Origin of the sequence: Thermofilum adornatum (assembly GCF_000446015.1) — an archaeon.
Lineage (GTDB): Archaea > Thermoproteota > Thermoprotei > Thermofilales > Thermofilaceae > Thermofilum > Thermofilum adornatum.
Window position 1 is genome coordinate 175,353 of sequence record NC_022093.1, and the last position, 22,228, is coordinate 197,580.

The 22,228-nt window shown below is 46.1% G+C and carries 31 protein-coding genes and 1 pseudogene; 17 read left to right on the forward strand and 15 right to left on the reverse strand.

The annotated features are described in order from the left end of the window. Positions 1-10 precede the first annotated feature (10 nt). The gene (locus N186_RS00925; protein WP_020961886.1) at positions 11-694 is read right to left on the reverse strand and encodes a hypothetical protein; all 684 of its coding nucleotides are present in this window, start codon (positions 692-694) and stop codon (positions 11-13) included. A 149-nt stretch (positions 695-843) separates the two neighbouring features. On the opposite strand from N186_RS00925, the gene N186_RS00930 reads away from it, so the two are divergent. Both N186_RS00930 and N186_RS00935 read left to right on the forward strand, forming a co-directional pair. Further along, entirely contained in the window at positions 844-1,077 is a 234-nt protein-coding gene (locus tag N186_RS00930) for a hypothetical protein (protein ID WP_020961887.1), read from the forward strand. Next, positions 1,078-1,791: an HAD family hydrolase gene (locus N186_RS00935; protein WP_020961888.1), complete on the forward strand. Its 714-nt coding sequence runs from the start codon at positions 1,078-1,080 to the stop codon at positions 1,789-1,791. On the opposite strand, the gene N186_RS00940 is transcribed toward N186_RS00935, so the two are convergent. Genes N186_RS00940 through N186_RS00960 form a run of 5 tightly spaced genes read right to left on the reverse strand, consistent with a single transcriptional unit; the run spans position 1,736 to position 4,943 of the window. Then, positions 1,736-2,296 (reverse strand): DUF4443 domain-containing protein, encoded by a 561-nt coding sequence (locus tag N186_RS00940; protein WP_052885490.1) that lies wholly within the window; start codon positions 2,294-2,296, stop codon positions 1,736-1,738. The genes N186_RS00935 and N186_RS00940 overlap by 56 nt on opposite strands. Before the next feature lie 31 nt (positions 2,297-2,327). After that, a complete protein-coding gene (locus N186_RS00945) occupies positions 2,328-2,816 on the reverse strand; it encodes a DUF4430 domain-containing protein (protein ID WP_020961890.1) in 489 nt (162 codons plus the stop codon). A 14-nt stretch (positions 2,817-2,830) separates the two neighbouring features. Further along, a complete protein-coding gene (locus N186_RS00950; RefSeq protein WP_020961891.1) occupies positions 2,831-3,373 on the reverse strand; it encodes an ECF transporter S component in 543 nt (180 codons plus the stop codon). Next, a complete protein-coding gene (locus tag N186_RS00955) occupies positions 3,370-3,633 on the reverse strand; it encodes a hypothetical protein (RefSeq protein WP_052885491.1) in 264 nt (87 codons plus the stop codon). Before N186_RS00955 ends, N186_RS00950 begins: the two co-directional genes overlap by 4 nt. A 2-nt stretch (positions 3,634-3,635) precedes the next feature. Next, complete coding sequence (locus N186_RS00960) at positions 3,636-4,943, reverse strand: DsbA family protein (RefSeq protein WP_020961893.1); 1,308 nt, start codon at positions 4,941-4,943, stop codon at positions 3,636-3,638. A gap of 119 nt (positions 4,944-5,062) precedes the next feature. Between N186_RS00960 and N186_RS00965 the strand changes: the two genes are divergently transcribed. Next, positions 5,063-6,262: an aminotransferase class I/II-fold pyridoxal phosphate-dependent enzyme gene (locus N186_RS00965; protein WP_020961894.1), complete on the forward strand. Its 1,200-nt coding sequence runs from the start codon at positions 5,063-5,065 to the stop codon at positions 6,260-6,262. Here N186_RS00965 and N186_RS00970 read toward each other — a convergent pair. Both N186_RS00970 and N186_RS00975 read right to left on the reverse strand, forming a co-directional pair. After that, a complete protein-coding gene (locus N186_RS00970) occupies positions 6,259-6,678 on the reverse strand; it encodes a PIN domain-containing protein (protein WP_020961895.1) in 420 nt (139 codons plus the stop codon). The two genes, N186_RS00965 and N186_RS00970, sit on opposite strands and share 4 nt — an antisense overlap. Beyond that, positions 6,666-6,920 carry a hypothetical protein gene (locus N186_RS00975; protein ID WP_020961896.1) on the reverse strand — a complete coding sequence of 85 codons (255 nt, stop codon included), beginning with the start codon at positions 6,918-6,920 and terminating at the stop codon, positions 6,666-6,668. Before N186_RS00975 ends, N186_RS00970 begins: the two co-directional genes overlap by 13 nt. A gap of 110 nt (positions 6,921-7,030) precedes the next feature. On the opposite strand from N186_RS00975, the gene N186_RS00980 reads away from it, so the two are divergent. From N186_RS00980 to N186_RS00990, 3 genes are all read left to right on the forward strand, one after another. After that, positions 7,031-7,369, forward strand: coding sequence for a hypothetical protein (locus tag N186_RS00980; RefSeq protein WP_020961897.1), 339 nt, complete (start codon positions 7,031-7,033; stop codon positions 7,367-7,369). Between the two features lie 271 nt (positions 7,370-7,640). After that, complete coding sequence (locus tag N186_RS00985; protein ID WP_020961898.1) at positions 7,641-8,033, forward strand: putative metallopeptidase; 393 nt, start codon at positions 7,641-7,643, stop codon at positions 8,031-8,033. An 84-nt stretch (positions 8,034-8,117) separates the two neighbouring features. After that, positions 8,118-8,594: a ferritin family protein gene (locus tag N186_RS00990; protein WP_020961899.1), complete on the forward strand. Its 477-nt coding sequence runs from the start codon at positions 8,118-8,120 to the stop codon at positions 8,592-8,594. Here the strand turns inward: N186_RS00990 and N186_RS00995 are convergent. Then, entirely contained in the window at positions 8,591-9,028 is a 438-nt protein-coding gene (locus N186_RS00995; RefSeq protein WP_020961900.1) for a hypothetical protein, read from the reverse strand. The two genes, N186_RS00990 and N186_RS00995, sit on opposite strands and share 4 nt — an antisense overlap. A gap of 40 nt (positions 9,029-9,068) precedes the next feature. Next, on the reverse strand, positions 9,069-10,151 hold the full coding sequence (locus N186_RS01000; RefSeq protein WP_148681939.1) for a hypothetical protein: 1,083 nt from the start codon (positions 10,149-10,151) through the stop codon (positions 9,069-9,071). 125 nt (positions 10,152-10,276) lie between these two features. Between N186_RS01000 and N186_RS01005 the strand changes: the two genes are divergently transcribed. The 3 genes from N186_RS01005 to cyaB are packed head-to-tail and all read left to right on the forward strand — an operon-like array spanning position 10,277 to position 11,501. Next, positions 10,277-10,555, forward strand: a complete 279-nt coding sequence (locus tag N186_RS01005; RefSeq protein ID WP_020961902.1) for a hypothetical protein — start codon at positions 10,277-10,279, stop codon at positions 10,553-10,555. Continuing rightward, positions 10,546-10,974, forward strand: coding sequence for a hypothetical protein (locus tag N186_RS01010; RefSeq protein WP_020961903.1), 429 nt, complete (start codon positions 10,546-10,548; stop codon positions 10,972-10,974). The genes N186_RS01005 and N186_RS01010 overlap by 10 nt, the downstream gene beginning before the upstream one ends. Continuing rightward, positions 10,974-11,501, forward strand: a complete 528-nt coding sequence (gene cyaB / locus N186_RS01015) for a class IV adenylate cyclase (protein ID WP_020961904.1) — start codon at positions 10,974-10,976, stop codon at positions 11,499-11,501. Before N186_RS01010 ends, cyaB begins: the two co-directional genes overlap by 1 nt. Here the strand turns inward: cyaB and N186_RS01020 are convergent. Then, complete coding sequence (locus tag N186_RS01020; protein ID WP_020961905.1) at positions 11,491-11,928, reverse strand: hypothetical protein; 438 nt, start codon at positions 11,926-11,928, stop codon at positions 11,491-11,493. The two genes, cyaB and N186_RS01020, sit on opposite strands and share 11 nt — an antisense overlap. 72 nt (positions 11,929-12,000) lie before the next feature. Between N186_RS01020 and N186_RS01025 the strand changes: the two genes are divergently transcribed. Next, positions 12,001-13,008 carry an NAD(P)/FAD-dependent oxidoreductase gene (locus N186_RS01025; protein ID WP_020961906.1) on the forward strand — a complete coding sequence of 336 codons (1,008 nt, stop codon included), beginning with the start codon at positions 12,001-12,003 and terminating at the stop codon, positions 13,006-13,008. Here the strand turns inward: N186_RS01025 and amrS are convergent. Both amrS and N186_RS01035 read right to left on the reverse strand, forming a co-directional pair. Continuing rightward, a complete protein-coding gene (gene amrS / locus N186_RS01030; RefSeq protein ID WP_052885608.1) occupies positions 13,005-14,093 on the reverse strand; it encodes an AmmeMemoRadiSam system radical SAM enzyme in 1,089 nt (362 codons plus the stop codon). The genes N186_RS01025 and amrS overlap by 4 nt on opposite strands. Before the next feature lie 40 nt (positions 14,094-14,133). Continuing rightward, positions 14,134-15,144: a phosphatase domain-containing putative toxin gene (locus N186_RS01035; protein ID WP_020961908.1), complete on the reverse strand. Its 1,011-nt coding sequence runs from the start codon at positions 15,142-15,144 to the stop codon at positions 14,134-14,136. Positions 15,145-15,224: 80 nt separating this feature from the next. On the opposite strand from N186_RS01035, the gene N186_RS01040 reads away from it, so the two are divergent. Next, positions 15,225-16,616, forward strand: coding sequence for a TldD/PmbA family protein (locus N186_RS01040; RefSeq protein WP_020961909.1), 1,392 nt, complete (start codon positions 15,225-15,227; stop codon positions 16,614-16,616). Further along, entirely contained in the window at positions 16,613-17,941 is a 1,329-nt protein-coding gene (locus tag N186_RS01045; protein ID WP_020961910.1) for a TldD/PmbA family protein, read from the forward strand. Before N186_RS01040 ends, N186_RS01045 begins: the two co-directional genes overlap by 4 nt. Before the next feature lie 8 nt (positions 17,942-17,949). Here N186_RS01045 and N186_RS01050 read toward each other — a convergent pair whose 3' ends face one another. Together N186_RS01050 and N186_RS01055 are read right to left on the reverse strand one after the other, a co-directional pair. Then, positions 17,950-18,780: a formate dehydrogenase accessory protein FdhE gene (locus tag N186_RS01050; RefSeq protein ID WP_020961911.1), complete on the reverse strand. Its 831-nt coding sequence runs from the start codon at positions 18,778-18,780 to the stop codon at positions 17,950-17,952. A gap of 77 nt (positions 18,781-18,857) precedes the next feature. Continuing rightward, positions 18,858-19,679 carry a damage-control phosphatase ARMT1 family protein gene (locus N186_RS01055; protein ID WP_020961912.1) on the reverse strand — a complete coding sequence of 274 codons (822 nt, stop codon included), beginning with the start codon at positions 19,677-19,679 and terminating at the stop codon, positions 18,858-18,860. Positions 19,680-19,988: 309 nt separating this feature from the next. Between N186_RS01055 and hepT the strand changes: the two genes are divergently transcribed. The 5 genes and pseudogenes from hepT (at position 19,989) to N186_RS01075 (ending at position 22,227) form a co-directional block, all read left to right on the forward strand. After that, positions 19,989-20,429: a type VII toxin-antitoxin system HepT family RNase toxin gene (gene hepT, locus N186_RS01060; RefSeq protein WP_020961913.1), complete on the forward strand. Its 441-nt coding sequence runs from the start codon at positions 19,989-19,991 to the stop codon at positions 20,427-20,429. Next, complete coding sequence (locus tag N186_RS01065; RefSeq protein WP_020961914.1) at positions 20,410-20,826, forward strand: nucleotidyltransferase family protein; 417 nt, start codon at positions 20,410-20,412, stop codon at positions 20,824-20,826. The genes hepT and N186_RS01065 overlap by 20 nt, the downstream gene beginning before the upstream one ends. Before the next feature lie 189 nt (positions 20,827-21,015). After that, positions 21,016-21,393, forward strand: a pseudogene (locus N186_RS09890) (ATP-binding protein). After that, entirely contained in the window at positions 21,378-21,728 is a 351-nt protein-coding gene (locus tag N186_RS01070) for a hypothetical protein (RefSeq protein ID WP_020961915.1), read from the forward strand. Before N186_RS09890 ends, N186_RS01070 begins: the two are co-directional and overlap by 16 nt. A 34-nt stretch (positions 21,729-21,762) precedes the next feature. Next, positions 21,763-22,227 carry a PaREP1 family protein gene (locus tag N186_RS01075; protein ID WP_020961916.1) on the forward strand — a complete coding sequence of 155 codons (465 nt, stop codon included), beginning with the start codon at positions 21,763-21,765 and terminating at the stop codon, positions 22,225-22,227. The last annotated feature ends 1 nt before the right edge of the window (position 22,228 follow it).

Here is a 22,228-nt window from a genome sequence, read left to right on the forward strand (position 1 = left end):
TTACTCTTTTCTATTTTTTCGAAAAATCTTCTCTTTTTTCTTCAACTTCTTTGTAAAAAATCCTTGAAACACGTTCAACGAGGCTTCCTTCATCCCTTTTCCGGGAACTTTTCTCTATGTTCCTTCTAGCCTCCTTTATTGCTAGAAGGCTAGCCCTAATTGACGCCTCTTTTTCTATTTCCCTCAAAATTTTCCTAACAGTTTTTACCGCATTGCGTATCGTCATTGTTTCTGGGAGCGGTATCTCGAAAGAGACATACATCATGTCATCTTCGTCTTCCACGTCCACGAAAGAGATAAAGCCCATTGACAGTAACTCTCTAAGGGTAGAAGACAACGCGTCCTTCATAGCTTCTAGTCCGATATAGGACTTCCAGTCGGCAGCCCACTCCTCGACGTTTACAAGGGCAGAGCTTCTGCCGAACTTTACTTCATATGTTAATATGTTGCCGAAACGCAACATGTAGACAATGTTTTTATCTATGTATGCAACAGGCTCAATAAATACTTCTTCGGGTATCTGATTAAGCCTTACCTTCCTCAAGTCGGCAATAGGGACAGGTACAAAGTCGCCTACACCCTCATAGAGCTCGCCGTTAATGTCGACGTAGAGGACTTCCCCGCTCTCGGAAAGAAAAGCCTTCACTTTGCCTGAGGCCACGAATCTTGCGGGTTTCTTGTATTTTTGACCCATTATACACCAATCCCGCAACAAACAAGAAAATGCAGTATTAAAGCATAATGCTGCAGTTGTATCCCGCTCTCAGAGGCCATAACTTGTCCATTTTTAAAAGCACCCGGAAGATTTTTAAGCACACATAGAGAGAGAAATGGGTTTAGGCCATGTCTATACTTGGAATAATAGGCATGGTTTTGATCGTGTCAGCTTGGATTGTAAGCATAGACAGCGTACCTAGCCTGCGTCTCAGCATCCTCTATGGGCTTGGAAGCCTGTTCCTAGCTATACATTCGTACATTATTGGCGATGCTGTTTTCTTGATCCTCAATGTGCTTTCCTTCGCAATTTCTGTCTTCAATATCTATAGGGGTTTGCGCAAAAAACAGATCTCAAGATAAGTGGTGAAGGACATCCCGGCAGTGTTTTTCGACATGGGAAGCACACTAGTATTTGACAGAGGGTTTGCCAATTTCTTGTCTAAGAATCTATCTGAAACTCTTGAAGAGAACACTGGAAGAAAATTTTCAAGCCAGGAAATATTAGATGCATGGAGCAAGTCAAATATTCATGGAGAAGAGATTGAAACATGGGATCTCACTCGTTCAATGTTCTTGATACGGTACCTCGGCTTAACACCAACCCCACAACTCGTAGAGCTGGCTTACAAAGCAGTCCTCAAAAGCTATGTGGAGGGCTTTGAGCTCGACAGCGATGCTCTCGAAACATTAGCGAGGGTCAAGGAAATGGGGTTTAAACTTGGAATAATAACAAATGTTGGAAGCTACGAAATAGTTAAAGATAGACTAGCTGAAGTAGGCCTGATAAGGTACGTAGATGTCCTCGTCGCGTCGCAAGCTGTTATATGGAAGAAGCCACACAGGAAAATATTCGAATGGTCATGCTTCTTAGCCAATGTATCGCCCGCCGAGGCTATACATGTAGGAGACGACCCCAAGGCCGACATAGAGGGCGCAAAAAACGCTGGGTTGCGGGCTATTCAGGTACTTAAAAAGGCGGCAGCTAAAAGCCCTATTGCAGATGCATGGGTTTACTCAGTTAAAGAAGTTCCAAGAGTCCTAGAAGAGTGGCTCTCCACGGGCTATATTCGCTGAGAAGAATAGCTACGAGACCTTCTATCGTTTTGCCTTTCTTATCTCCAAAAACAGCCAGTAACGTCAAACGTGGTGGTTCGCCGATAATCTTAGGTTTGATCTCAGTGCAGAAAAGTGGAGCATACATGCAGAGGTCTTCGTTTCCCGGGGGCAACTTAAAGGTATCACCCGAGAAAATGCCGATAATGGCGCCGTCTGCCCCTTCCTTTACAGCCTGATCTCTTATCTTTAGAACATTGCTTGGAACACTTTCCTTCCTAAGCAATACATAAACTACAGTCTGCGACCCTAGCTCACGGCCATCCATGAAGCCTAGACGTTCCACGCCGAGGGCCTCTAGGATCCCATTTATAAACATGGAGCCTTTCTCTGTTAATTGGGATCCAGCCCTTAGCTGAGTAATGTAGCCTTTCTCCTTTAGGCCTTTGAGATGAGTCTTTATTTTTCCCTCTCCAAGCTTAAATTCCTCTGCCAATGTTTGCCTGCCGACAAATCCATCTGTCAAATAGAGAAAAAGGAGAATAGATAAATCAAGTTTAGAACTTCCAGTGCTCATACCTCCATACAATTATGTCTCCATTTGCAAGGGTATATTTGTCTGCCGCTACAGGTCCCATCTCCAATGACTTCTTCTCGGGACTGTACTTGTACCAGAGCCACGAATACCCCTCGCTTTTTGAAATAATATTCTCTGAGACACCGTTTATGGCTGTAACGTATGCCCCCATGGTTGAAAGCTTGTATTCTACCCTTGCAACTGCTGTTAATGCAGATAGGGCAGTCGAGCCGGAAGGTAGGGGTGTCGAGTTAAACCAGACAACCGTGCCATTGCCATAGTCAATGGCTATGTTTACAAGAACAGCTTTGCTTTCGAGTGATGAAAGACTAGACTTAAGCCTTTGATTCTCCAAGTATAGATAGGAAGCAACACTGCTTGAAGCCAGCGCCCAAACTAGTAACGCTATTAGTAGGACAACGACAGTTTTGTTTTCTTTCTTCCCATTCACTGGTCCCTGTTGTGCCACAATTAGTTGGATTTTTATCCAATATTTATATCTTTCTTTAGGTTTCTCTTTTCCAAACCCCTTATAAGTAGCACAGTAAGAATAGAAGTAGAAAACTCCGTTAATGGACCTATACCTATAAGGTAGCCACCCATTACGGGTAAAAATAGCCCTATAAATGCGAATACAAGTGCCTTACTTATTTCTAAGCCGAACAAAATGTAAAGAAGTGTAGATGTGGATAAGTCAAAGAAGAAACAAAGGAGAAAAGCTTCCAAAAATAAAACAAGACCCTGTATTACACGCCGAGATGAAAAGCCAAATATATAGGAGACTAGCCCTGCTACAAGGGAGTTTACGATCGTCCAGAGGCCGGGATATATTAAAAGATCTGAAAAAACATACCCGAAGAAGCCGACCATTAAACCAATTTTACTGCCAAAAAGATAGGAAGCAACAAAAGCCAGTGCCAGTGGGATATTTAGAAACTGCATTGAAGTAACCGCGTTCTTGAGAAGCCTAAAGACTGTTGCCATGGAGACGAATACAGATACTACAGCTATTGTCCTCGAATTCACGTGAATTTTTGGATAAATATCCAATATAAAAACTTTGACACAGCGGGTAAAATTCTCAGAGCCAAATAGAAAAGTACAGCGCCAAGCAACACCATGAATATTATCAAAACAACGGTTTCGGCGTTTCTACGGAGCTCCAGCTCTAGGCCCGTCGGTTCCTTACCGATGAATTTTTCAGCCATCGCGAATAAGGTCAGCATCATAATTATGGTAAACATCATGAATAGAAGGATTAGCCATAAAAAGGCAAGCCTCTCCATATTTAGCCCTGAAGCCATGAAAATATCTGTGAGAACTGCTGTTCCGTGATACAGAGCTTAATATCTAGACAGCCCTCAACGATTAGCCCTTTATGTGTCTTGTTGCTCCAGAAGATAAGTGTGGGTGTACCAGTAAAGCCCTGTTGCATAAGGTTCCTGGAAAACGCCTGTATGTCCGACTGGTAGCTATTCAGCAATGGTGCGCACTTATCTAGAATGTTTTTCCCAAAATACTTTGCAACCGTCTTGTTTGCATCTGCCATGGTGGTTGTGGTTCCAGAGATGTATAGGTGGTATAGTTCTTGTGATACATTGAAATATGCGTAGCCGTCCTTGGATTGGTTGTATGCACACTTCGCTATCGCGTGCATTGGGACAACTTCTGAATGTATTATTAGATCCACAAATACTACTTGTAGTTTTCCGGTCTTTGCGTAGTTATATAACATGTTTCCAGTAGAGTTTATGAGCATTGCACAGTAGGGGCAGTGATAGTCCTCCAAGATGAAGAGCAGGTTGTCCGAGTCGCCCATTTTTACTCCTTTCCTGAGGAGGTCTGGATTTGGAGGAGCAAGTATTTCGTATGTCTGAACACCCAAGTATTGTAATACCTGACCGACGACGTCCTCTCTAAAAGTGTAGTAGTTCTTGCCGAGGGAGACTACGTACTGGTACCCGGAAGAAAGGTTATAGTTTGATTTGAGGACTATTGCTGGTAGACGCGTTAAGTTTATGCCCAGCGAGTTTACAGAGACTTGCTGGATGCTTGTTATGTTTGAGAGAGATAATTGACCAACTATGTATTTTATATTAGATTCGTTTTCCCGTATGTCCGAGAAAGGTGCAGTTCCCTTAACAATGTATAGTTCCGCTGTATATGTGAGGACGGGCTCGAGACCTGCTTGTGAAGCCATGTAGGCAGAGACCCCTGGATTAAGAACCTTGTAGCCGTCTATTTCTCCGACTACAAACAGTGATAATGCAGAAATGTTACCCTTGAAGAGTAGGGCTGGATAAACCCTCAGTTTTTGAGAGAGGCTAGTGGCGGGGATGGAACAAACTGGGACATTTAGAATGTTCAAGCCGTATTGCTGAAGGGCCAGCTTCAGATTCGAGGTCACAGTGTCTGCGGCAGATTTTTGCTGGTCATTCAGATATACGTAGACTAGTGCGGTCGCAGGGCAGTTCTCTGGCGGCGTGCCCGGTGTGCCGGGTAGTGCTGGTGGTTTTTTGTAGACAAGTAGCACTCCTAGGATGATGCCAAAGATCAGTACGGCGAATGTTAGGCCATAGACTAGTTTACGATTCATTTATTTCGCCGATGCCACTATGTATGCTTAGAAATAAACTTGTCTATAAAGAAGACACATCCCTGGAAAGTAAGTCATCAAATAAAAATATTTAAACATGTCCTGGAAAAAATTTAGACGTGAGTAAAATAAAAATTTCGGAGAGAATAGAGAGGCTAGACTACCCAATAAGGAAATACAATGCCCTGGCTAGAAGCCTTGAGGAAAAAGGAGAAAAAGTAATATACCTTAATATTGGGGACCCGCTCAAATACGACTTTCAGCCCCCTAGGGAACTCATCGAGGAGGCTTGTAGAGCACTGCAGGAGGGCCACCACTATTATTCTTCTTCCGAGGGCTTGAAGGAGCTGAGGGAGGCAATAGCCTACAAAGAAAAGACATGGAACAAGGTGGATATTGACCCGAAAAACATCTTGGTCACAAACGGTGTGTCGGAGGGCATAAACACCTTATACGCAGCGCTGGTCAACGAGGGCGACGAAGTGCTAATACCTGACCCGAGCTACCCACTATACATAAACTTTGCCGACTTCTATGACGCAAGGAAAGTTTTCTACAGGACAATAGAGGAGGAAGGCTGGATACCAGATATAGACGATATGAGGAAGAAAATCACCGAGAAAACAAGGTTTATAGTTGTAAACAACCCGCACAACCCAACGGGTGCAGTTTATCCAAAGAAAGTTCTCCAAGATATCCTAGACTTGGCCGCCGAATACAAGCTACCCGTAGTCTCAGACGAAATATACGACGCCATGGTGTTCAACACAGAGTTCCACAGCGTTGCTTCCCTTGCAAAGAGCGACAACATAGTTATAGGTATGAACGGCTTCTCCAAGACATATCTAGCCACTGGATGGAGACTCGGCTACATATACCTTAAGGGGCCAGAAGAAGAAATATCAAACATGAGGACAGCATTCCTCGGATTCCTAATGACAAGACTCTCAGCAGTAACACCCCTGCAAGTCGCTGTTGCGAGAGCAGTCTACAAGACGGGCAGCCACCTAAAGGAGCTTGTAAGCAAGCTAGATGAAAGGAGAAGATACTCGGCTAAACGGCTCCGAGAAATACCTGGCTTCAGCTTGCCCGTGGAGCCCAAGGGAGCCTTCTATGTGTTTCCACGTGTAGACCTAAAAATGAACGATGAAGAATTTGCTAGACAGCTACTTTTAGACGAGAAGGTCTTTGTCGTATACGGCTCTGGTTTCGGACCCCTAGGCACAAACCATGTGAGACTAGTTTTCCTGCCGCCAGTAGATGTCTTAGAGGAGGCCTTCACGCGAATAGAAAGATTTATGCGAAAAATTTCTAGCTAAGGAGCTGTAGGAATTCCTCTTTTTCTCGCTATTTCTTTCAACTCGTCGTCGTAAGTTGCAAGGGTGGCCCCCATTCTTTGTGCGAGGACAAGTATAATGTAGTCGTTGATCATGGTGGGGTCGGCACCGTCCTCTTTCATCATGTCAAGTGCCCCCATGAAGACCTCGCTGTTTTCGCTGATATAGATGAAGCGAGCATCGCTGAAATATTCCTCTAGTTTTTCTCTAACGTTCTCGACATCTATTCGGAACTTCGTGAGTAGAAGCCAGAGGTATTCGTGTATCGTAATAGAAGCTATGTAGACCCTGTCTGCCTCGTCCAGCAACTGGGCCGCTTCTGCATGTTTCTCGCTGTCCTCAAAGGTGTCGTGAAGCAGTACATCTGTGTCCACTACCAGTCTTGCTACGTCTCCCATCTTGCCACCACCAGTTCATCTAACGCCTCCTTGATTAGTTTTTCCATCTCCTGGGTCTTTATTTGCCTCCCAAGACGCAACGGAGATCTCTTAGTCCTGAACCTAAGTGTCAAAGAGCTCCCCTCCCGAAAAATACTTACATAGGCCGGGAGATCTATCCCCATCTCTTTAAGAAGCACTAATGGCAACTTGATGTTGCCCTCTTCATCTACACGGACAATATATCTCTTTTTCCCAGGCATAGATAAACATTAGTTAAAAACAAATATATCGTTTACGTGTTTCCTCTTAAGTAGAATGGTGATAAGGTATCGAGGCAAGAAAACAAGTAATAAACGGCATCACCTTCATATTGCTTGAAAACTTCAGCGAGATACCACAGGCGCTAAAAGCAGTCCCCCAGGGAAGCAGATGGGACATTCTAGCTATAGACGAATTCATGACCGCGGAAATCGTCTACACGGGCAAGGAACTCCTCCTCGGCATGTACGCTGAGGTTGCCGGCTCACTTCCACAAAAGCTAGAAATACCAGATCCAGAAATCCAAGTCGAAGAAAGAGACAACAAAATTTATCTACGCGCACTAGTATCCTATCCCGTGCAAGGAAGTTTAGTCTACAAGGCAATGATTCAGAAAATAAATACTTTTAGGAAGTTTCTCGGAATTTTGCTTCAAACGCTACAACAATAGATTCTTGTAACACTTGTGAATCCTTTTGCTCTCGAGAGGCTAGCTTAGCATCTATTTTTAAACAATTAGAATGAAAATTTCGCTCCACATATTTACGATTCAACTCTTTCTGTAAGATAAAATCTTCTTTAATTCTTACTAAATTTTGTTTTTGTTGACAGAAAGTTTTACACAAAATTCTATATCGTAGAATAAAGGAGTATATCCAGTGAGAGCAGCTTGCGCCTAGCAGCTATAAACATATTTGTTACATACCTGCACAGAACACGTCATGGCCAAGTTAAGATACGAGAGAGATCCCGATACCGAGAAGCTCGTTAGGAAAATAGTTGTATGTCTAAGACTGGACTGGATCGATCCTAGCAGGGTCTATGTTGTTAAGAGCAGAAAGTCAGCTTCAAATGCTATTGCCAGGATATATGGTCTCCCCAAGGTCTTCCAAGTTTCTCTAGGATTGGAACCCTGCTACGTCATTGAACTTATTTCTGAGAAGTTCGACAGGCTTCCAGAGGAGGAAAAAATAAAGGTTCTCCTACACGAGCTCATGCATATACCTAAAACTTTTTCAGGCGGCTTAAGACCCCACGGGCGGTACACTTCTAAGCGGACAATAGACAAGCTGTATGCTATGCTTCGAGATGCTAAGAAAAGCGGTAGCTGTTAGGCTGGCAACGATTTTTTGCTCTCCTAAGGGGCGTTGTAGCTGAAATTGGGAAAATATATTTACCCCTTAGGCATTACTAGATATGTGCAGAGAACAGACCTTATTAAGACCCTCGAAGAGGCTGTGAAGCTTGAGCAAAGAAATGCGGAGGAACTAGAAAAAGGCGTTGGAAAACTCAAAAGCGAAGTCATCAAGAGTATTCTCGGAAGCATAGCAAATGACTCAAGGAAACACGCAAAGATATATGAGGGAATACTCCGTATACTTCGAGAAGTGGGTCCCGCAATAAGCGAAGACGACTTTGCAATGCTCGAAAAGATTGTAAGGACACACATTAAAATGGAGGAAGAGATGATCTCGACACTCAATAAATTATTCGGTGAGGTGGACGACAAGAGGATAACTTATCTTTTCAAGTATATTCTCGACGACGAGGTCAAGCACCATAAATTGCTACTAAACATACTTGACCTAATCGTAAAGAAAGAAGTGCTTACCGAGAAAGACGTCTGGGACTATTTGTGGAAAGAGGTACCCTTCCACGGAACACCAGGAGGCTAGGTTTGGAGTATAGTCTCCTCGCGGCCGTATATTATCTCTTGAAAACTTGAAAAGTATTTTTCTAGAACCTCTACTGTTTTTTCGAGATATTTATGTAAGTCTTCTATACTCGTTATAGGTGGATATTCAAAGACAAGACCAGACAGCTCACTTGTGAAAGACAACAGATAGACCTTGATTCCCTGAAGTAGTAAGTCTTTTCCCAACTCTTCCAAACTTTGAATCCCTGGCTTCGAGGAAATCTCTACAGGTAACATGAATAGGGAATATTCCTCTTCGAGAGTAATAGTTAAAGGAAGAATTCTGCCAGAAGTTGTCTTCATATAAGTTATGATCGACCTTGAGTCTTCTGAAATTATGTTGTCAACGCCTTTCTTGTTCAGCTCCGAGCTAATTTCTGACACGAGATCCTCGATTCTTCCAACGGGCCTCATACATGTTTTTTGAGCTTTTGTTATTAATAAATGTTATTATTTATTTCTCCTCAAATTTTATCCTTTGAAACGATGGGTCTGGATGTTCACTATTCTCTTTATAGTACTTAACGGCGTCCTGTGTGAGCCATTCAAAGTTCCACGACTTTTCGACGAGGAGGATGCCGATTGGCATTTCGACATTTACTTTGGATAAAACCGTGTAGAATATTGGTTCCACATAGCTTGGGGGTTGCCCCACTACGAGGCCTGTATCCTCGCTGTATAATCCTTCTAGGAAAAATGGAGCCTCAACAAGGGTTCTCGTTATTACTTTGCTGTGGGGACCCTTAAATATGTAGATTTTTTCTGGGACAGAAGTCTTGGGTAGCTCGTAGCTGACAGAATTGTAGGTCCATAGTGGCGCGACGTGGGATCTGTAGTGGTAGCTCATGAGCTGCCTGCTTGGAGGGTCTATGCCGAAGACTCTTCTAATGGAGCTGTGGACTTCGCTTAGCTTGGTATACGCATACTTCATCTTGAAGTAGACTATGAGTAGGTCTATCCAGTCTATCCATTTTCTTTCTTGCCTAATTATTGGGCTCATCGATGTGAGAATCGCATCGTCAATATTTTCGATGTCTGGTACCACTACTCCTAGAGCTGTGTCATAGCGGGTGAGTTTGCCATTTGGGGTCCAGTGCTTATACTCTTCCCCGACAATTTGGAATTCTGGCTGCATGCCGAAGCTTTTAACATAGTTTGAGACCTGGGACTCTGGTACTAGTCCGAGGACGCCTGTATACAGGCCTGTTATCCCTGGGAATATTTGTTTACCAATTAGCCTATAGATCCTCAATGTGTAGAGTGGGTACTCACGGAAAGGTGGTCCTGGGAAAAGTAGAAAGACATATTTTAGCCCCATCAGGCCTAGATTCGGGACAAAATGCATGGAAATCTTGCTTTCCTGAAGTCTCCTAATAATGTCAATCACTGTGCTGTATGGTAGTTTGGCCTGTTCAGAAATCTTGGATAGAGTATTAGAGGTGGGAGCATAGTACAGGACTTTCCACTCGTTTAGGCTTAGCTTTAGAGATATCCCGCAGTTCAAAACTTCTGGAGGCATAATGTTTCCTTCTGTCAAATATAATCCCTAAGCTAGAGACACCACGGAAAATTATATGTTTAACGTTGAATCCAGAAACTTGCTCGAGATTTGAAAAAGAAAGATTTAGAAAATTCTACGTCTCTATTTATTGGGTTGGTTTGGTGTCGGGGTCTAGGGCCACTTGCGAGAAGGGATATTATTCTAGGAGGGTAGCAGAGGTTATACTGCGCAACGCCACATTGGAAGAGATAAAGAACCTCTCCCTTGAAATACTCATAGCAGAGGTATCATTAAAGATGCGTAGTTGCAACATGACTGATGAAGAGAAAAAGGAGCTACAAATCCTATTGGAAGACCTGGAAAATGCTAAAAAACTGCTCTACAAGGCATATCTTGTCGAATCGTCCAGAAAGAAAAAAAGGGTGGTTCGGTGGATTTGAGAAGTGATCTTTCCAAGCTGATAGAGGAGGTATCAAAGAACGCCAAAACGGGGCTAGTTGACCCGCAAGAAATACAAAACTTAGGAATGGTGTTTCTATCTGTAGCCCTGCTCACAGGCGAGGACTACTTCTTTGTACTGAGCAACACTATGTACACGCTCGCTGATTCTCTGTCTTCTTTTCTCAAGGTGTCAACTATGCCTCTCTCAATGGAGTATCGAAACAAGACGGAGAGCTTGACAGAAGAGATGCGTAGTGGCATTTCTCACACACTACAAGCGATAAGCAACGCTATTAGCCAGGGAGACAAGTGTAGTGCGCTGTCTGCCTCTGCAGAGCTGTTGAGGCTGTCCTACAAGGTGAACATGCTTACCGAAAGTCTTAAGAACGTGGTGGTTCTTGGTTCTCAAGGAGAATAATGCACCGGGAAGTAGAGGTCAAGTTTTCTATTAGCGAGCCAAGCCGTATACGAGAAAAGTTGCTGGAGCTTGGAGCAACCTATGTAGATACAGTCGACCAGGTAGACATCTATTACCAGCATCCCTGCAAGAATTTTGCCGAGACGGATGAGGCGCTTAGGCTACGCGAGAACAACTCTAAAAGTGGTAAAAGCATAGAGCTGACATACAAGGGTCCCAAGAGAGGGGGATGGGCTAAAGACAGGGTAGAAATAGTCTCGAGGGTTGTAGACTCTATGGAGATGCAGGAGATCCTAGAAATGCTCGGCTTCAAAACAGTTGCAAGGCTCCTGAAGCATAGGGAATTCTACATGATTAAAGGTGTCGAGGTGTCAATCGATAAGGTGGAGGGCCTCGGTGACTTTGTGGAGATAGAGGATAAGGGTGGCGGGCTTGAAGCAGTACGGGAGATAGCTAGTCTACTTGGGCTGGGTGAACCTGTTCCAAAAACGTATCTCGAACTATACTTGGAAAAGTTTAGGAAGTGATTGCCTTTATTACTTGGTAAACGATGACAGAGCCCGTGACTACGAAGACTGAATTGTATATTGTGCTTGAGACATTGTGCTCGAAGTACCAGGTTAAAATCTGGAAGAGGACTCCGTGGAGACCTACGTAGAGGACAGCTAGAGAGATAAGCCTCAAGCCCCATTTAAGCGACCCACCTATTTTCTGGGAGTTCAGCCTAAATCTAAGAGAGACCTCGTTGGAGAGGGGGCTTGCAAGTTCCTCTGCTTTCAATGCGAAGATAAAAGCAATAACAGCCACAAAAATGTTTCCAATGTATATCTCCCGGTATATCCTTATAGGTATAAAGAGGCTTGTCGAGAAAAGCCAAAGTAGCACAAGGAGTATGACCAGTGCTGAGACAACTCTGATAGCCACTGTTTTCGACGACACTACTTCTGCAGGCATAGGTTAACAGAAAGAAACTCGAGATTAAAAACCCTTTTATTGAGGTCCCACAGCTATATGATGTGATCAAGTATGAAGAAGTATGACGTAATAATTGTGGGTGCAGGTATAGCGGGGCTAACAGCAGCCCTATACGCGGCCCGCCAGAAACTATCTACGCTAGTTATAAGTGCAGATCTAGGCGGACAGCTCCTTTTGACAAACGAGATACAAAACTTTCCAGGCTTTATGTCCATAAGCGGGCTGGAGCTCATAAGAAAAGTCGAGGAGCAAGCCAAGACATACGGTGCAGAAATACTCTTCGACGAGGTCACTAGCATCGCCGAGCAGGAAAACCTTTTCACAGTGAAAACAGCTTCTGGCAATGAGTTCCAGGCAGAGGCAGTTGTCCTCGCCTTCGGCAAGAGCCCCAAGGAGATGGGTGTACCAGGGGAAAAAGAGCTAAAGGGAAGAGGAGTCTCATATTGCGTCATATGTGATGCCCCGCTCTACAGGGGTAAAAAAGTCGTCCTTGTAGGCTGGGGGCTACATAACTACGAGAACATTGTCCGGCTAAGAGACTATGCAAGTAAAGTCTACTGGGTTTTCCCAGGCGAAAAACCCCTAGAGGAAGAGGAACTACTTAATGAGGCCATGTCTAAGGGAAACGTCGAGCTAGTTCCCTTCTCGGAGCCCGTAGAGGTTAAAGGCGATAAAAGAGTCCGAGCACTAGTTGTAAGGAACAAGAAGACCGGAGAGCTAAAAACTCTAGAGGTTGATGGGGTATTCGTCGAGATGGGCTATGTTACAAAGACAGACTTTCTAAAGGGTCTAGTGCAGCTAAACGAGAGGGGAGAAATCGTTGTAGACAAGATGTGCAGGACAAGCAAGCCCGGAATCTTTGCTGCGGGCGACGTCTCAGAGATGCCCCACAAGCAGGCAGTGATAGCCGCTGGGATGGGCGCGTGCGCCGCGCTAAGTGCATATGCATATGTAATGGAAAAGAGGGGGAGAAAAGTCGGACAAGTTGCCGATTGGAGACATGTAGAAATCCCAGGAAAGAGAAAAGAGGGTGCAGGGCTAAGCATAAAGCTCCGTTAATAGAAGAAGTTGTCCCAGTATCTTTTTCTGTATGTTCCCTTTATGTCTATTTTTGTTCCGCAGACAGGGCACCTGTTGTCCTCGGTAAGGTTCCACTTAGTAATAAAGAAGCCCTTCCTCTCTATGACCTTGGTTCCACACTTGGGGCAATAGGTGTTTTCTAGGGGGTGCCCCCAGACATTGCCGATATAAACGTATTTGAGCCCTGCTTCCTTGGCGATGCTTGCCATGTCCTCTAGTGTTGATACATCTGTTGGGGGATAGTCTATCATTTTATAGTGTGGATAAAACCTCAATATGTGGAGTGGAACCTCGTCTCCTAGGTTCTCTAGGATCCAGGCGACTAGTTGCCTAAATTTTTCCTCGTCGTCGCCCACGTTTGGCACTATTAGGTCGGTTATCTCGATGTGTACACCCTTCTTCTTAAGCTCTACCAGTGTCTGTTTTATGGGTTCAGGGTCTGGCACCCCCATATACTTCCTATAAAACTCTGGATCCCCAGAGGCCTTGAAGTCTACAGTTGCGGCGTCTAGGTATGGGTAAAATTCCTCGAGAGCTTCAGGCGTCATGTAGCCATTTGTCACTATAGTGTTGAATAGGCCATCCTTCCTTGCCAGACGGCTGACGTCATACATGTACTCGTAGAAGATTGTCGGCTCGTTGTATGTATACGAGATGCCATCTGCCCGGAGCCGCTTAGCCTCCCTGACAACCTCCTCTGGAGGATAATATTCGCCATAAAGACCACTCTCGAGCCTGCTCTGGCTTATCTCCCAGTTCTGGCAAAACTGACAGTAAAAGTTGCAGCCCGGGGTCGATATCGAGAAGACAGCGCTCCCCGGATTAAAATGTGAGAGAGGCTTCTTCTCTATGGGGTCGAGGTTTGCCGCCGTTAGCAATCCATACACATACGTGTAGAGCTTTCCCTCAATGTTTCTCCTGACACCGCACACGCCGAACTTGCCAGGTGCAATAACGCATCTCCTGCTACAAAGGTTGCACTGGACGTATCCTGGCTTTCCAGGTATGGTGGCCCAGAACTTTGCCTCCTTGATATATGGTTTTCCCTTGATAGACTCGCTCATCCTATTTACAAGAAAGCCATGCATATCTTTAAACTTTTGGCTAGAACTCTTCTACTGCCTCAACCCTCATCTTTGTTACCTCCTCTAGTGCCTCTGCCTTCTCATAAAATCGATCGAAATCAACTTCCTCGTGCATGTAGCCGTTTATCTTCACGACGAGTTTATCGTTAGCCATCTCAGTTCCCACATATATCCCTTCACCCTTGTAGGCATTCTTAAAGGAGTCTGCAAGACGCACCGTAGCCGCAATGACTAGAGCCTTGACTCCCATTGAGGCAAGCTCTTGATCCTCTGTAATTCTGGTCTTCCTCCTGTGATACAAGATGGTCTTTGAGACAATGTCCAAGTCTACTTTGTCTCCTAGAAAACCAGTTTTCTTAACGTATTCGGCCCCAATAATGTGGTGGTCTTCCTCTCGTCCCCATACACGTCCAATATCATGCAGGAGACCCGCAACATAGGTGTTTAGCCTGTCTTGAGCGGTGAAGCGGTACTTGTCCTGAAGAGCATCTAGTACGTCGAGAGCAACACCTGCAACTGTTGAGGCATGGTCAAGGTAGCCCCAATAGCCAGTCTTTTCGACTTCTTCAAGTAACCTCTTCAGGAATGGCAGATCAGTTATTTTGATGGCGCGGAAGAACCACCTGAGAGCTAGACCTTGTGATATTGTTTCGTTAACGTAGCCAAGCGACCTGAGCCTTCCCAGAATCGTGTTGGGCGACGCATTGTCTCTCAGTGCCAGAAGCATACCCACCGTGCTACCACTCCTCCCAATCCCGCCATAGCAGTGGATCAAGACTCCTTTCCCACTGCGCAGGGCCTCCAAGGCTGGGAGCACGGCCTTGTAGAGTACGCCCTCGAAAGCCCTAAACGAAAAGTCAGGTATGGGGTAGCTGATTTTCTCTACTGTGCTGGGCAACTCATATTTACACTCGTTCTCAGTTAAATCTACAACAAGGCCTAGCCCCCTCTTTGCTAGTTGCCTTAGAGTCTCCGTGTCCGGGCACGAGGACCAGTAGAGACCACCATTCAGGTCGCGTAGCCGAGCCATAGTCCTTCTCCACCATCAAAGTTTATACTGTTATTGATTACGGCGCTAAAAATTTGTATATGCATGTTGCATGTTAAACGATGCATGAAGACATAGCCCAGATTCTATTTGAAAAAGCGGGCCACCTGGGAGCCAGTTTTGCCGAGGTAAGATTTGAGGACACGACTAGAGAGTTCATCTCCTATGTAAACGGACGCATCACTTCTCTCGGGAACCAGAAGACCAAGGGTGCAAGTATAAGAGTGATCTACGAGGGGGGACTTGGATTCGCCTCGACATACGACTTGAGCAGAGACGGTCTTCTCAAGGCCTTGGAAGAGGCCGTAAAAATTGCTAGATCCCTCTCTGGCTCTGGCAAAAAACTAGCGACAGTAGAGCCATACAAGAAGAGCTTCAAGATTGAAAACGTGAAGAACCACCCCTCCCAAGCAGAATTAACTGAAAAAATTGGGCTTGTAAAGAGGATATACAGCTACCTAAGCGAGAGAAAGGTGTCCTCTTCTATAGCGAGGTACGGCTCCTACTATGGCGTTATAGAGGTCTACACAAGCGACGGGCTACACGTGTCAGCAGAGAGGCTCGTGACAGGAATATCTGCAACCGCCGTAATCAGGGAAAATGGCAAAGTAGGAGACAGCACAGAAACCTACGGCGCGTCGCTTGGACTGGAGGCTTTTACAGGCGAAAACTCCCCTGAAAACATAGCCGAGAAGGCCTACGAGAACGCAAGGCTAGCATTAAAGGCATCGCGGCCCCCTGCAGGCCTCCAGACAGTAATCACTCGTCCAGAGCTCACGGGCGTCTTTGCGCACGAGAGCTTTGGACACCTAACAGAGGGCGACGGCATATTTGCTGGTTCAAGCCCCCTGGTAGGAAGACTTGGCGAAAAATTGGCCAGCGAGCAAGTTACGATTGTCGATTCTGGCTACGACGAGAGGGGAGGCTACGTGTTTCTCGCAGACGACGAGGGGGTACCCACTAGGAGAACGGTCCTGGTCGAGAAGGGAATACTTAAGGGCTACCTGCATAGCAGGGAAAGCGCTGCACTCACTGGTATGGAGCCTACGGGAAACGGGAGGGCCCAAAGTTTTGAGCATGACGTTATTGTTAGGATGAGGAATACCTTCTTTGAGGCTGGCAACTGGAAAGAAGAAGAGATAATTGCCGACACAAAGAACGGGCTTCTACTAGACAAGCCGGCCGGTGGACAGGTCGAGGAAGACGGCACCTTCACATTTAACGCTAGGATAGGATTCATAATAGAGAATGGGGAGATAAAGGAACCAGTTAGGGACGTTGTCCTTGCAGGCAACATACTTGAAATGCTGAGATATATCGACGCTGTAGGCAAAAACGTTGAAATATCTACGAGCCCCTTCGGTGGCTGTGGAAAATGGGGCCAATGGGTGCACGTCGGCGATGGTGGTCCTACGCTTAGAGTATCCAGGCTTCTTGTGGGTGGTGAAAAATGAGAGAAGAGTTTCAATCTATTGCTGAGTGGATACTGAAACGCGCATTAGAGCTCGGCGCGGACGAAGCAGAAGTAAGCCTCACTGTTTCGACCTCTAGGCTTGTAAAAAGCGAGGGAGTCTATCCAAAGGCTCTCTCCAGGGCATCTATCGACGTGTGGATCAGGGTGGCAAAAGGCAAAAGGGTAGCAATAGCTACTGCCTCTACTCTTGAAAGAGATGCCCTGGCAAGCACGGTCGAGAAAGCCGTTCAGCTTGCACGCGTGTCCGAAGAAGACCCCCACTGGAACGGTTTGCCGGATCCAGAGAAGCCTACACATAGCTGGGTAGGCTTCGACGAGGGCATAGTAAGCCTCGAGGCAGGATGGCTTCTAGACCAAGTCCGCTCCCTGATAAGCGAGGTTCCCAAGAGATATAGGGACGTTAAGGTAACTGCCTCAGGAGGAACACTTGCCTATGGCTACAGCTACGTGGCGAACACTAGGGGCCTCTCAGCAGAGCAGAGAGGCACCTACATGTCCATGTCGCTATCGACAAAAGCGACACACTCGGGGAACGAGGGGACTGGCTTTGCGTTTCTAGAGTCCCGAAGCCTAGTCCTAGACTTCGACAACCTAATAGACAGGGCCTGCAAGATGGCCCTCGACTCGGCAATGGGCGAGAAACTTGGATCGACAATAAGTGGCAATGTGGCCTTTAAGCCTCTACCGCTCGGAGAGCTACTTGAGTACCTACTTGTCCCAGCCTTCAACGCAATGAATGTTCTAGAGGGGCTCAGCCCTCTAAGGGACAAGACCGGCCAAAAAGTCTTCGGGAAGCTGACCCTCGTAGACGACGGCTCTCTGCCTGGAGGACTAGAAACAGCACTATTCGACGCTGAAGGCGTCCCGCGCAGGAAAACTGTCCTCGTAGAAGACGGCGTCGTAAAGGGCTTCCTCCACAACACATATACAGCTAGGAGAATGGGCGTCAAAAGCACTGGAAACGCCGCGAAAGCCAGGGGATCCTATGCCGTATCCCGGTCAAACATGATTATACAAGGAGGCGAGCTATCCGAGGAAGAGCTAATAGAAAACGTGCAAGTGGTTGTCGACGGCACCCTGCTAAGCGTCCACACAGTAAACTATGTCACAGGAAACTTTAGTGTCGTAGCGACGAACCCCTACCTAGTGAAAAATGGCGAACTAAAGCCTCTCAAGCCAGTCAGCGTTGCCGGGAACATATACCAGTCGGCAGAAACACTCGAATTCTCGAGGAAAATAATCAACACTTATACAGGCTTCTACCTTCCCTTGACCCTTGCCGGAAAAATAACAGTGACCGGATAAAAAATTATCTATTTTTGTCCGCTCGCCAAGAGATCCAGTCTAAAAGACCAGATATCGTAGAGAGACCTGGGGATATTTGTGCCGACTTTTCTCTCGTCTACAATTTTCCAGTAACCGCCACACTTGTAGCAGGCCATCAACCTAAACTTGTCCTCGCCCTTCACAGGTATCTCTATAATAGATTCACTCTCCTCGTTTCCACAGTATGGACACTTTCCCTCTGGGTAGCTCCACTCTGCGCCGCAAAACTGGCACTTAAGGTGGGAATGTCCCTCCTCATCTATAAATTCCAGCCTAGACGGCCCCCCACATACGGGGCACCTCCCGCTTTTCCAAGAAGAGAAGTCTGTCTCGCCGCTTAATGCGCGAGAAAAAGCCTCAAATATTGGCTGGATTGACCAGGCGAGGATTGCCTCTAGAACCTCTGGGTCGACCTGGATTTTTTCCGCGGCTTCGTGCACTTGTTCCTCGTTTCCGGCAAATAGTGCGTCTGAGAGCTCTGAGAGCTTTATCTCGCCACTTTCACGGGAAGCCTCTATCTTGTCTATTGGCTCTACTGTCTCGGGAATGTTCTCCCTTAGGAAACTAATTATTGCTTTGTATGAGGCTAGAAGGTCTTCTTCCTCTATCTTTAGGGGCACAGAGAGGTAGGCCGGCTTTCCCTCTGCGAAGCCTTTCTGGATCTCCTCAAGGGGCAACTGTTTGAACTTGTCGCTGAACTGGAGGCTTGTATTGTACTGGACGTCTAGAAGTTCGACATATTTAAGGAGAGAATCTTCGTCTATAGGAATGTCGGGCTTAATGTCTTTTAACTTGTCCTTCAGAGAGACTTTATCCATTTAAACCATCTCGGACAAATATCCTTAGCAGGCCATCATTAAAAAATGTAGCGTCCAAGGGAAAAACAAGGGAAAAACTAAACCGCGTTCTGCATGGCCGGAGGGCCTTTGAGGAAGAAAGCTGCCGCCTCACCAACATTCACGTTTGAAGCCCTGGCTATTGGTCCACACTTAGCCATCAACAGGACAAAAACGTTTGCGGCTGGCTGGGCATACATGAAGGACTCGAAGTTCGCCATCCCCTTGGATATAACGATGTCTGCCCATTCCAAGGCCTTGACAGCCTCCTCGGAAACATGGCCCGGAACGATGCCGGGAAAATCTGTCCCAGTACTCACGAGCTCGCCGTACTCCTGGAGCCCCAGCCTCAATGCCTCCTGGTATGTAATATCGTTCTGGTAAGGCTCGCCCCTAACTATGATCTTTAGCTTCAAGCCCATCCTCCTCAAGTCACGTATAACCATGGAGTCAAAAACAGCCTCCCCACAATTGTCGAGAACATAGGTTACCTTAGAGCTCTGGAGCAACAACAAGTAGAGCCTATCAGTCTCATCGCGGCCAAACCTAATTTGAGAAGCCTTCTCCCAGAAAACCTCTGGATCCAGGCCATTTGGCGAGCCCGGGTCGAGAAGGTTGGCCGCAACACTTAGACCAACAAGGTACCTAAACCTCTCGTAGCCGCTCAGCTCCTCCAATTTCCCCTCAATGCTCCTAGCTAGTTCAAGAGCTATCCTATGGCTCCTCTCCTTGTATTCCCTGTATGGGTCAGTTTCCCTTAGTAGCTCCTTTACTTTTATGAACCCCTTCCATGCAACAATAACAGTGGAGGAATCATCAATCAAGTCGCCATAATATTTTGTAAAGTCCCTGAGAAGCCTGAGCTTTTCGTCATCCGGCAAACTCGAAGCCAAAATCTCGCTGGTCCTAGTCCTATAAATGCACGGTACACATTCAGGTGACAACTTCATGTCAGATCCCCAACCAAATATTAAGCCACTATAATAACCTTTACATCCCCCAGCAACAGTAACCATCTACCCGTTAAACTCAACAAGCATCAAAATGCCGGGAAACTTGGACTAGGCCCAAAAGGCTTAGGACGCCAAAGCACCTTTGTAGCGTTGCCGGAGACTATAGAAAGAATAAAACGCATAACGCATTGCTCCAGAGGGATACTTTTATGAATGGTATAAATCATTCATACATGCATGACGAGTCCTGGTGAGCCGCGGATAAATAAAGAGTACGTTCTCAGCGTAGTAGCAGAAGCCAGGGACTCTATATCATTTGTAAAGAAAGTTTCCCAGAAGCCTTTCGATTCTCTGTCAGATGCTGAGAAATATGCTATAAGGTATCACTTAATTATAATTGCAGAGGCTTTAGCATCAATAGCTCTTCACCTCTGCAGAAACATGTTAAGTCAGAGACCAGAAACTCCGTCGCATGCTGTCAGACTCCTTGCTGACAATAACATTATCCCTGGCGAAGTTGCCGAAGACATTTTGAGATTTCTGAGAATGAGAAACCTGCTTGTACACAGGTACTGGACTGTTGACGACAGGAAAATCTATGAGAACATTAAGAGCGACTTTAATTCTATAGAGAATTTTCTAGAGGTGGTTCTCGAAATTGTCAGAGGAGAGATATAGATACTATACAATGTCTGAAGAAGAGAGAAAAAAAGTCCTAGACAGACTCAGAGAGATTCTAGCTAAACACGGCGTCGAGCTAGCAATTGTCTTTGGGAGCTTTACATATGCAGAAGAGTTCAGAGACATCGATATAGCTGTGTATTCAAAAAAGATGACCTTCCAAGACCTGCTAAGGCTTGGAGTAGACCTCGAGCTAGAGCTGGGATTGCCAGTTGATGTTGCCCCTCTAGACCAGCTCCCTCCAAGATTCCGGCTTAACGTCCTATTAAGAGGCATAGTCCTGCTAGAAAAACCTGGGCTCTACGAGTGCCTCTACATGCAGACCCAGGACGAACTTATGCAAGCCGAGACCTCAACGAAAAGACAAAGGTTAACAGACACACTGAGGGTCTAATGCAAGGCAGACGTTTCAACCAGCAGTCAGCTTTTTATCTTGCAATGCATGAGACGATGCCCTCAAAGAGAGACCTAAATAAAATGTAACGCTTTGTTTCCTTGAAGGATTTAAATAAGAGCGCGCGCGCTCAGCGATGCAGCGGCCGACATTACCGGTGTAACGAGCCTCAAGCTTGTAACAATTGTAATTGACCTCGTAAAGGAGCTGGTCAGGCTTGGTAAAAAGAAGGTTGCCGTCTTAATGGATGAGGCGTTCCAATCGATAGGGCTCGAAAAATCAGCGGTCTATGTTAAGAGCCTTCTAAGCCTTATATAGTACCCCAGAAGCTACGAGAGCATTGTGGCTGTAGCCACTACTAGTGAGGGATTAACGAGGTCTGAGATAGGTAGACACAGGTGGGCATATATTGCGCCACTATGGAACTTGTCTCGAGAGGGCTTTATGGAGCTATACGAGCAGGAAAAACTGGGAAAGGGGAGGCTATCCTCCACCCCCTGGTTTCACGGCAGAAGACGCATGGCTTATAACGGGAGGAAACCCCTACATGATTGCGAACCTCGCTGAAACAGGGTGGTCCCCCCAAAAAGGCCGCAGAAAGAATTGTCAGCTTGAGGAAGCTCCTGTATTTTGTAAACTCTCTAAGCATGGATGAGAAGAAATGGTTATCAGAGGCCGTAGAGGACCCTGACACGCTCTTTACTAGGGAACGAATCCCGCTACTCGACAAGCTAGTAGAACGAAACCTTGTCGTGGACGACATTCCGCCTCGAAGCCCAGACTTATGGATAGATACCCCTCCACCCGAGAAGGATACAGAGCTCGGGATAGGAAAGCATGTCGCGTGGAAAACACTTCTCCACCGTAAAGCTGTAAAGCTCGCCTTAAAAGCATCCACGTAGCATCTTTATAGGCAGAAAGAGATCCATGCTATAGGTGAACATAGTGGGCACGAGTAAATACGTGCCTCAAAAGAAAGAGACGCCAACTGTTGGCCACCCTACTCTGAACCCCGAAATCAAGAAGCACCTAGACCTGGCGCTAAGCTTCCTCGAGGAAGGCAAAAGCTTCGTAGAGAAGAATCCTGTCCAAGCCTCTGAAAAACTCTACAAAGCCGCAGTAGAGTCTGTAAAGCTACTTGCCCTCTACCTAGGCGTCTCGGATGTGCTCGCACAAGTAAGGCAGAGAAACAGGTGGACAGTAACAGACCTCGAAAAAGCTGTCGAAGCAATTAGCCAGAAACTGGGAGACTGGTTCATGGCCTCCTGGGACACTGCATGGGCGCTTCACGTCTGGGGGTTCCACGAGGCAAAATTCGACTCAGAAGCAGTTAAGATTAGGCTACCTTACATTGAGAAAATAGTCGAGGAAGCAAAGAAAATAGTATCTGGGGAGGAATAGA

Excerpts from the sequence above, each read along its gene's own strand:
- N186_RS00925 (WP_020961886.1), bottom strand. The coding sequence starts at position 694 with ATGGGTCAAAAATACAAGAAACCCGCAAGATTCGTGGCCTCAGGCAAA.
- N186_RS00930 (WP_020961887.1), top strand. The coding sequence starts at position 844 with ATGTCTATACTTGGAATAATAGGCATGGTTTTGATCGTGTCAGCTTGG.
- N186_RS00955 (WP_052885491.1), bottom strand. The coding sequence starts at position 3,633 with ATGGAGAGGCTTGCCTTTTTATGGCTAATCCTTCTATTCATGATGTTT.
- N186_RS00960 (WP_020961893.1), bottom strand. The coding sequence starts at position 4,943 with ATGAATCGTAAACTAGTCTATGGCCTAACATTCGCCGTACTGATCTTT.
- N186_RS00970 (WP_020961895.1), bottom strand. The coding sequence starts at position 6,678 with ATGGGAGACGTAGCAAGACTGGTAGTGGACACAGATGTACTGCTTCAC.
- N186_RS00975 (WP_020961896.1), bottom strand. The coding sequence starts at position 6,920 with ATGCCTGGGAAAAAGAGATATATTGTCCGTGTAGATGAAGAGGGCAAC.
- N186_RS00985 (WP_020961898.1), top strand. The coding sequence starts at position 7,641 with ATGGCCAAGTTAAGATACGAGAGAGATCCCGATACCGAGAAGCTCGTT.
- N186_RS00995 (WP_020961900.1), bottom strand. The coding sequence starts at position 9,028 with ATGAGGCCCGTTGGAAGAATCGAGGATCTCGTGTCAGAAATTAGCTCG.
- cyaB (WP_020961904.1), top strand. The coding sequence starts at position 10,974 with ATGCACCGGGAAGTAGAGGTCAAGTTTTCTATTAGCGAGCCAAGCCGT.
- N186_RS01020 (WP_020961905.1), bottom strand. The coding sequence starts at position 11,928 with ATGCCTGCAGAAGTAGTGTCGTCGAAAACAGTGGCTATCAGAGTTGTC.
- N186_RS01025 (WP_020961906.1), top strand. The coding sequence starts at position 12,001 with ATGAAGAAGTATGACGTAATAATTGTGGGTGCAGGTATAGCGGGGCTA.
- amrS (WP_052885608.1), bottom strand. The coding sequence starts at position 14,093 with ATGAGCGAGTCTATCAAGGGAAAACCATATATCAAGGAGGCAAAGTTC.
- N186_RS01035 (WP_020961908.1), bottom strand. The coding sequence starts at position 15,144 with ATGGCTCGGCTACGCGACCTGAATGGTGGTCTCTACTGGTCCTCGTGC.
- N186_RS01040 (WP_020961909.1), top strand. The coding sequence starts at position 15,225 with ATGCATGAAGACATAGCCCAGATTCTATTTGAAAAAGCGGGCCACCTG.
- N186_RS01045 (WP_020961910.1), top strand. The coding sequence starts at position 16,613 with ATGAGAGAAGAGTTTCAATCTATTGCTGAGTGGATACTGAAACGCGCA.
- N186_RS01050 (WP_020961911.1), bottom strand. The coding sequence starts at position 18,780 with ATGGATAAAGTCTCTCTGAAGGACAAGTTAAAAGACATTAAGCCCGAC.
- hepT (WP_020961913.1), top strand. The coding sequence starts at position 19,989 with ATGACGAGTCCTGGTGAGCCGCGGATAAATAAAGAGTACGTTCTCAGC.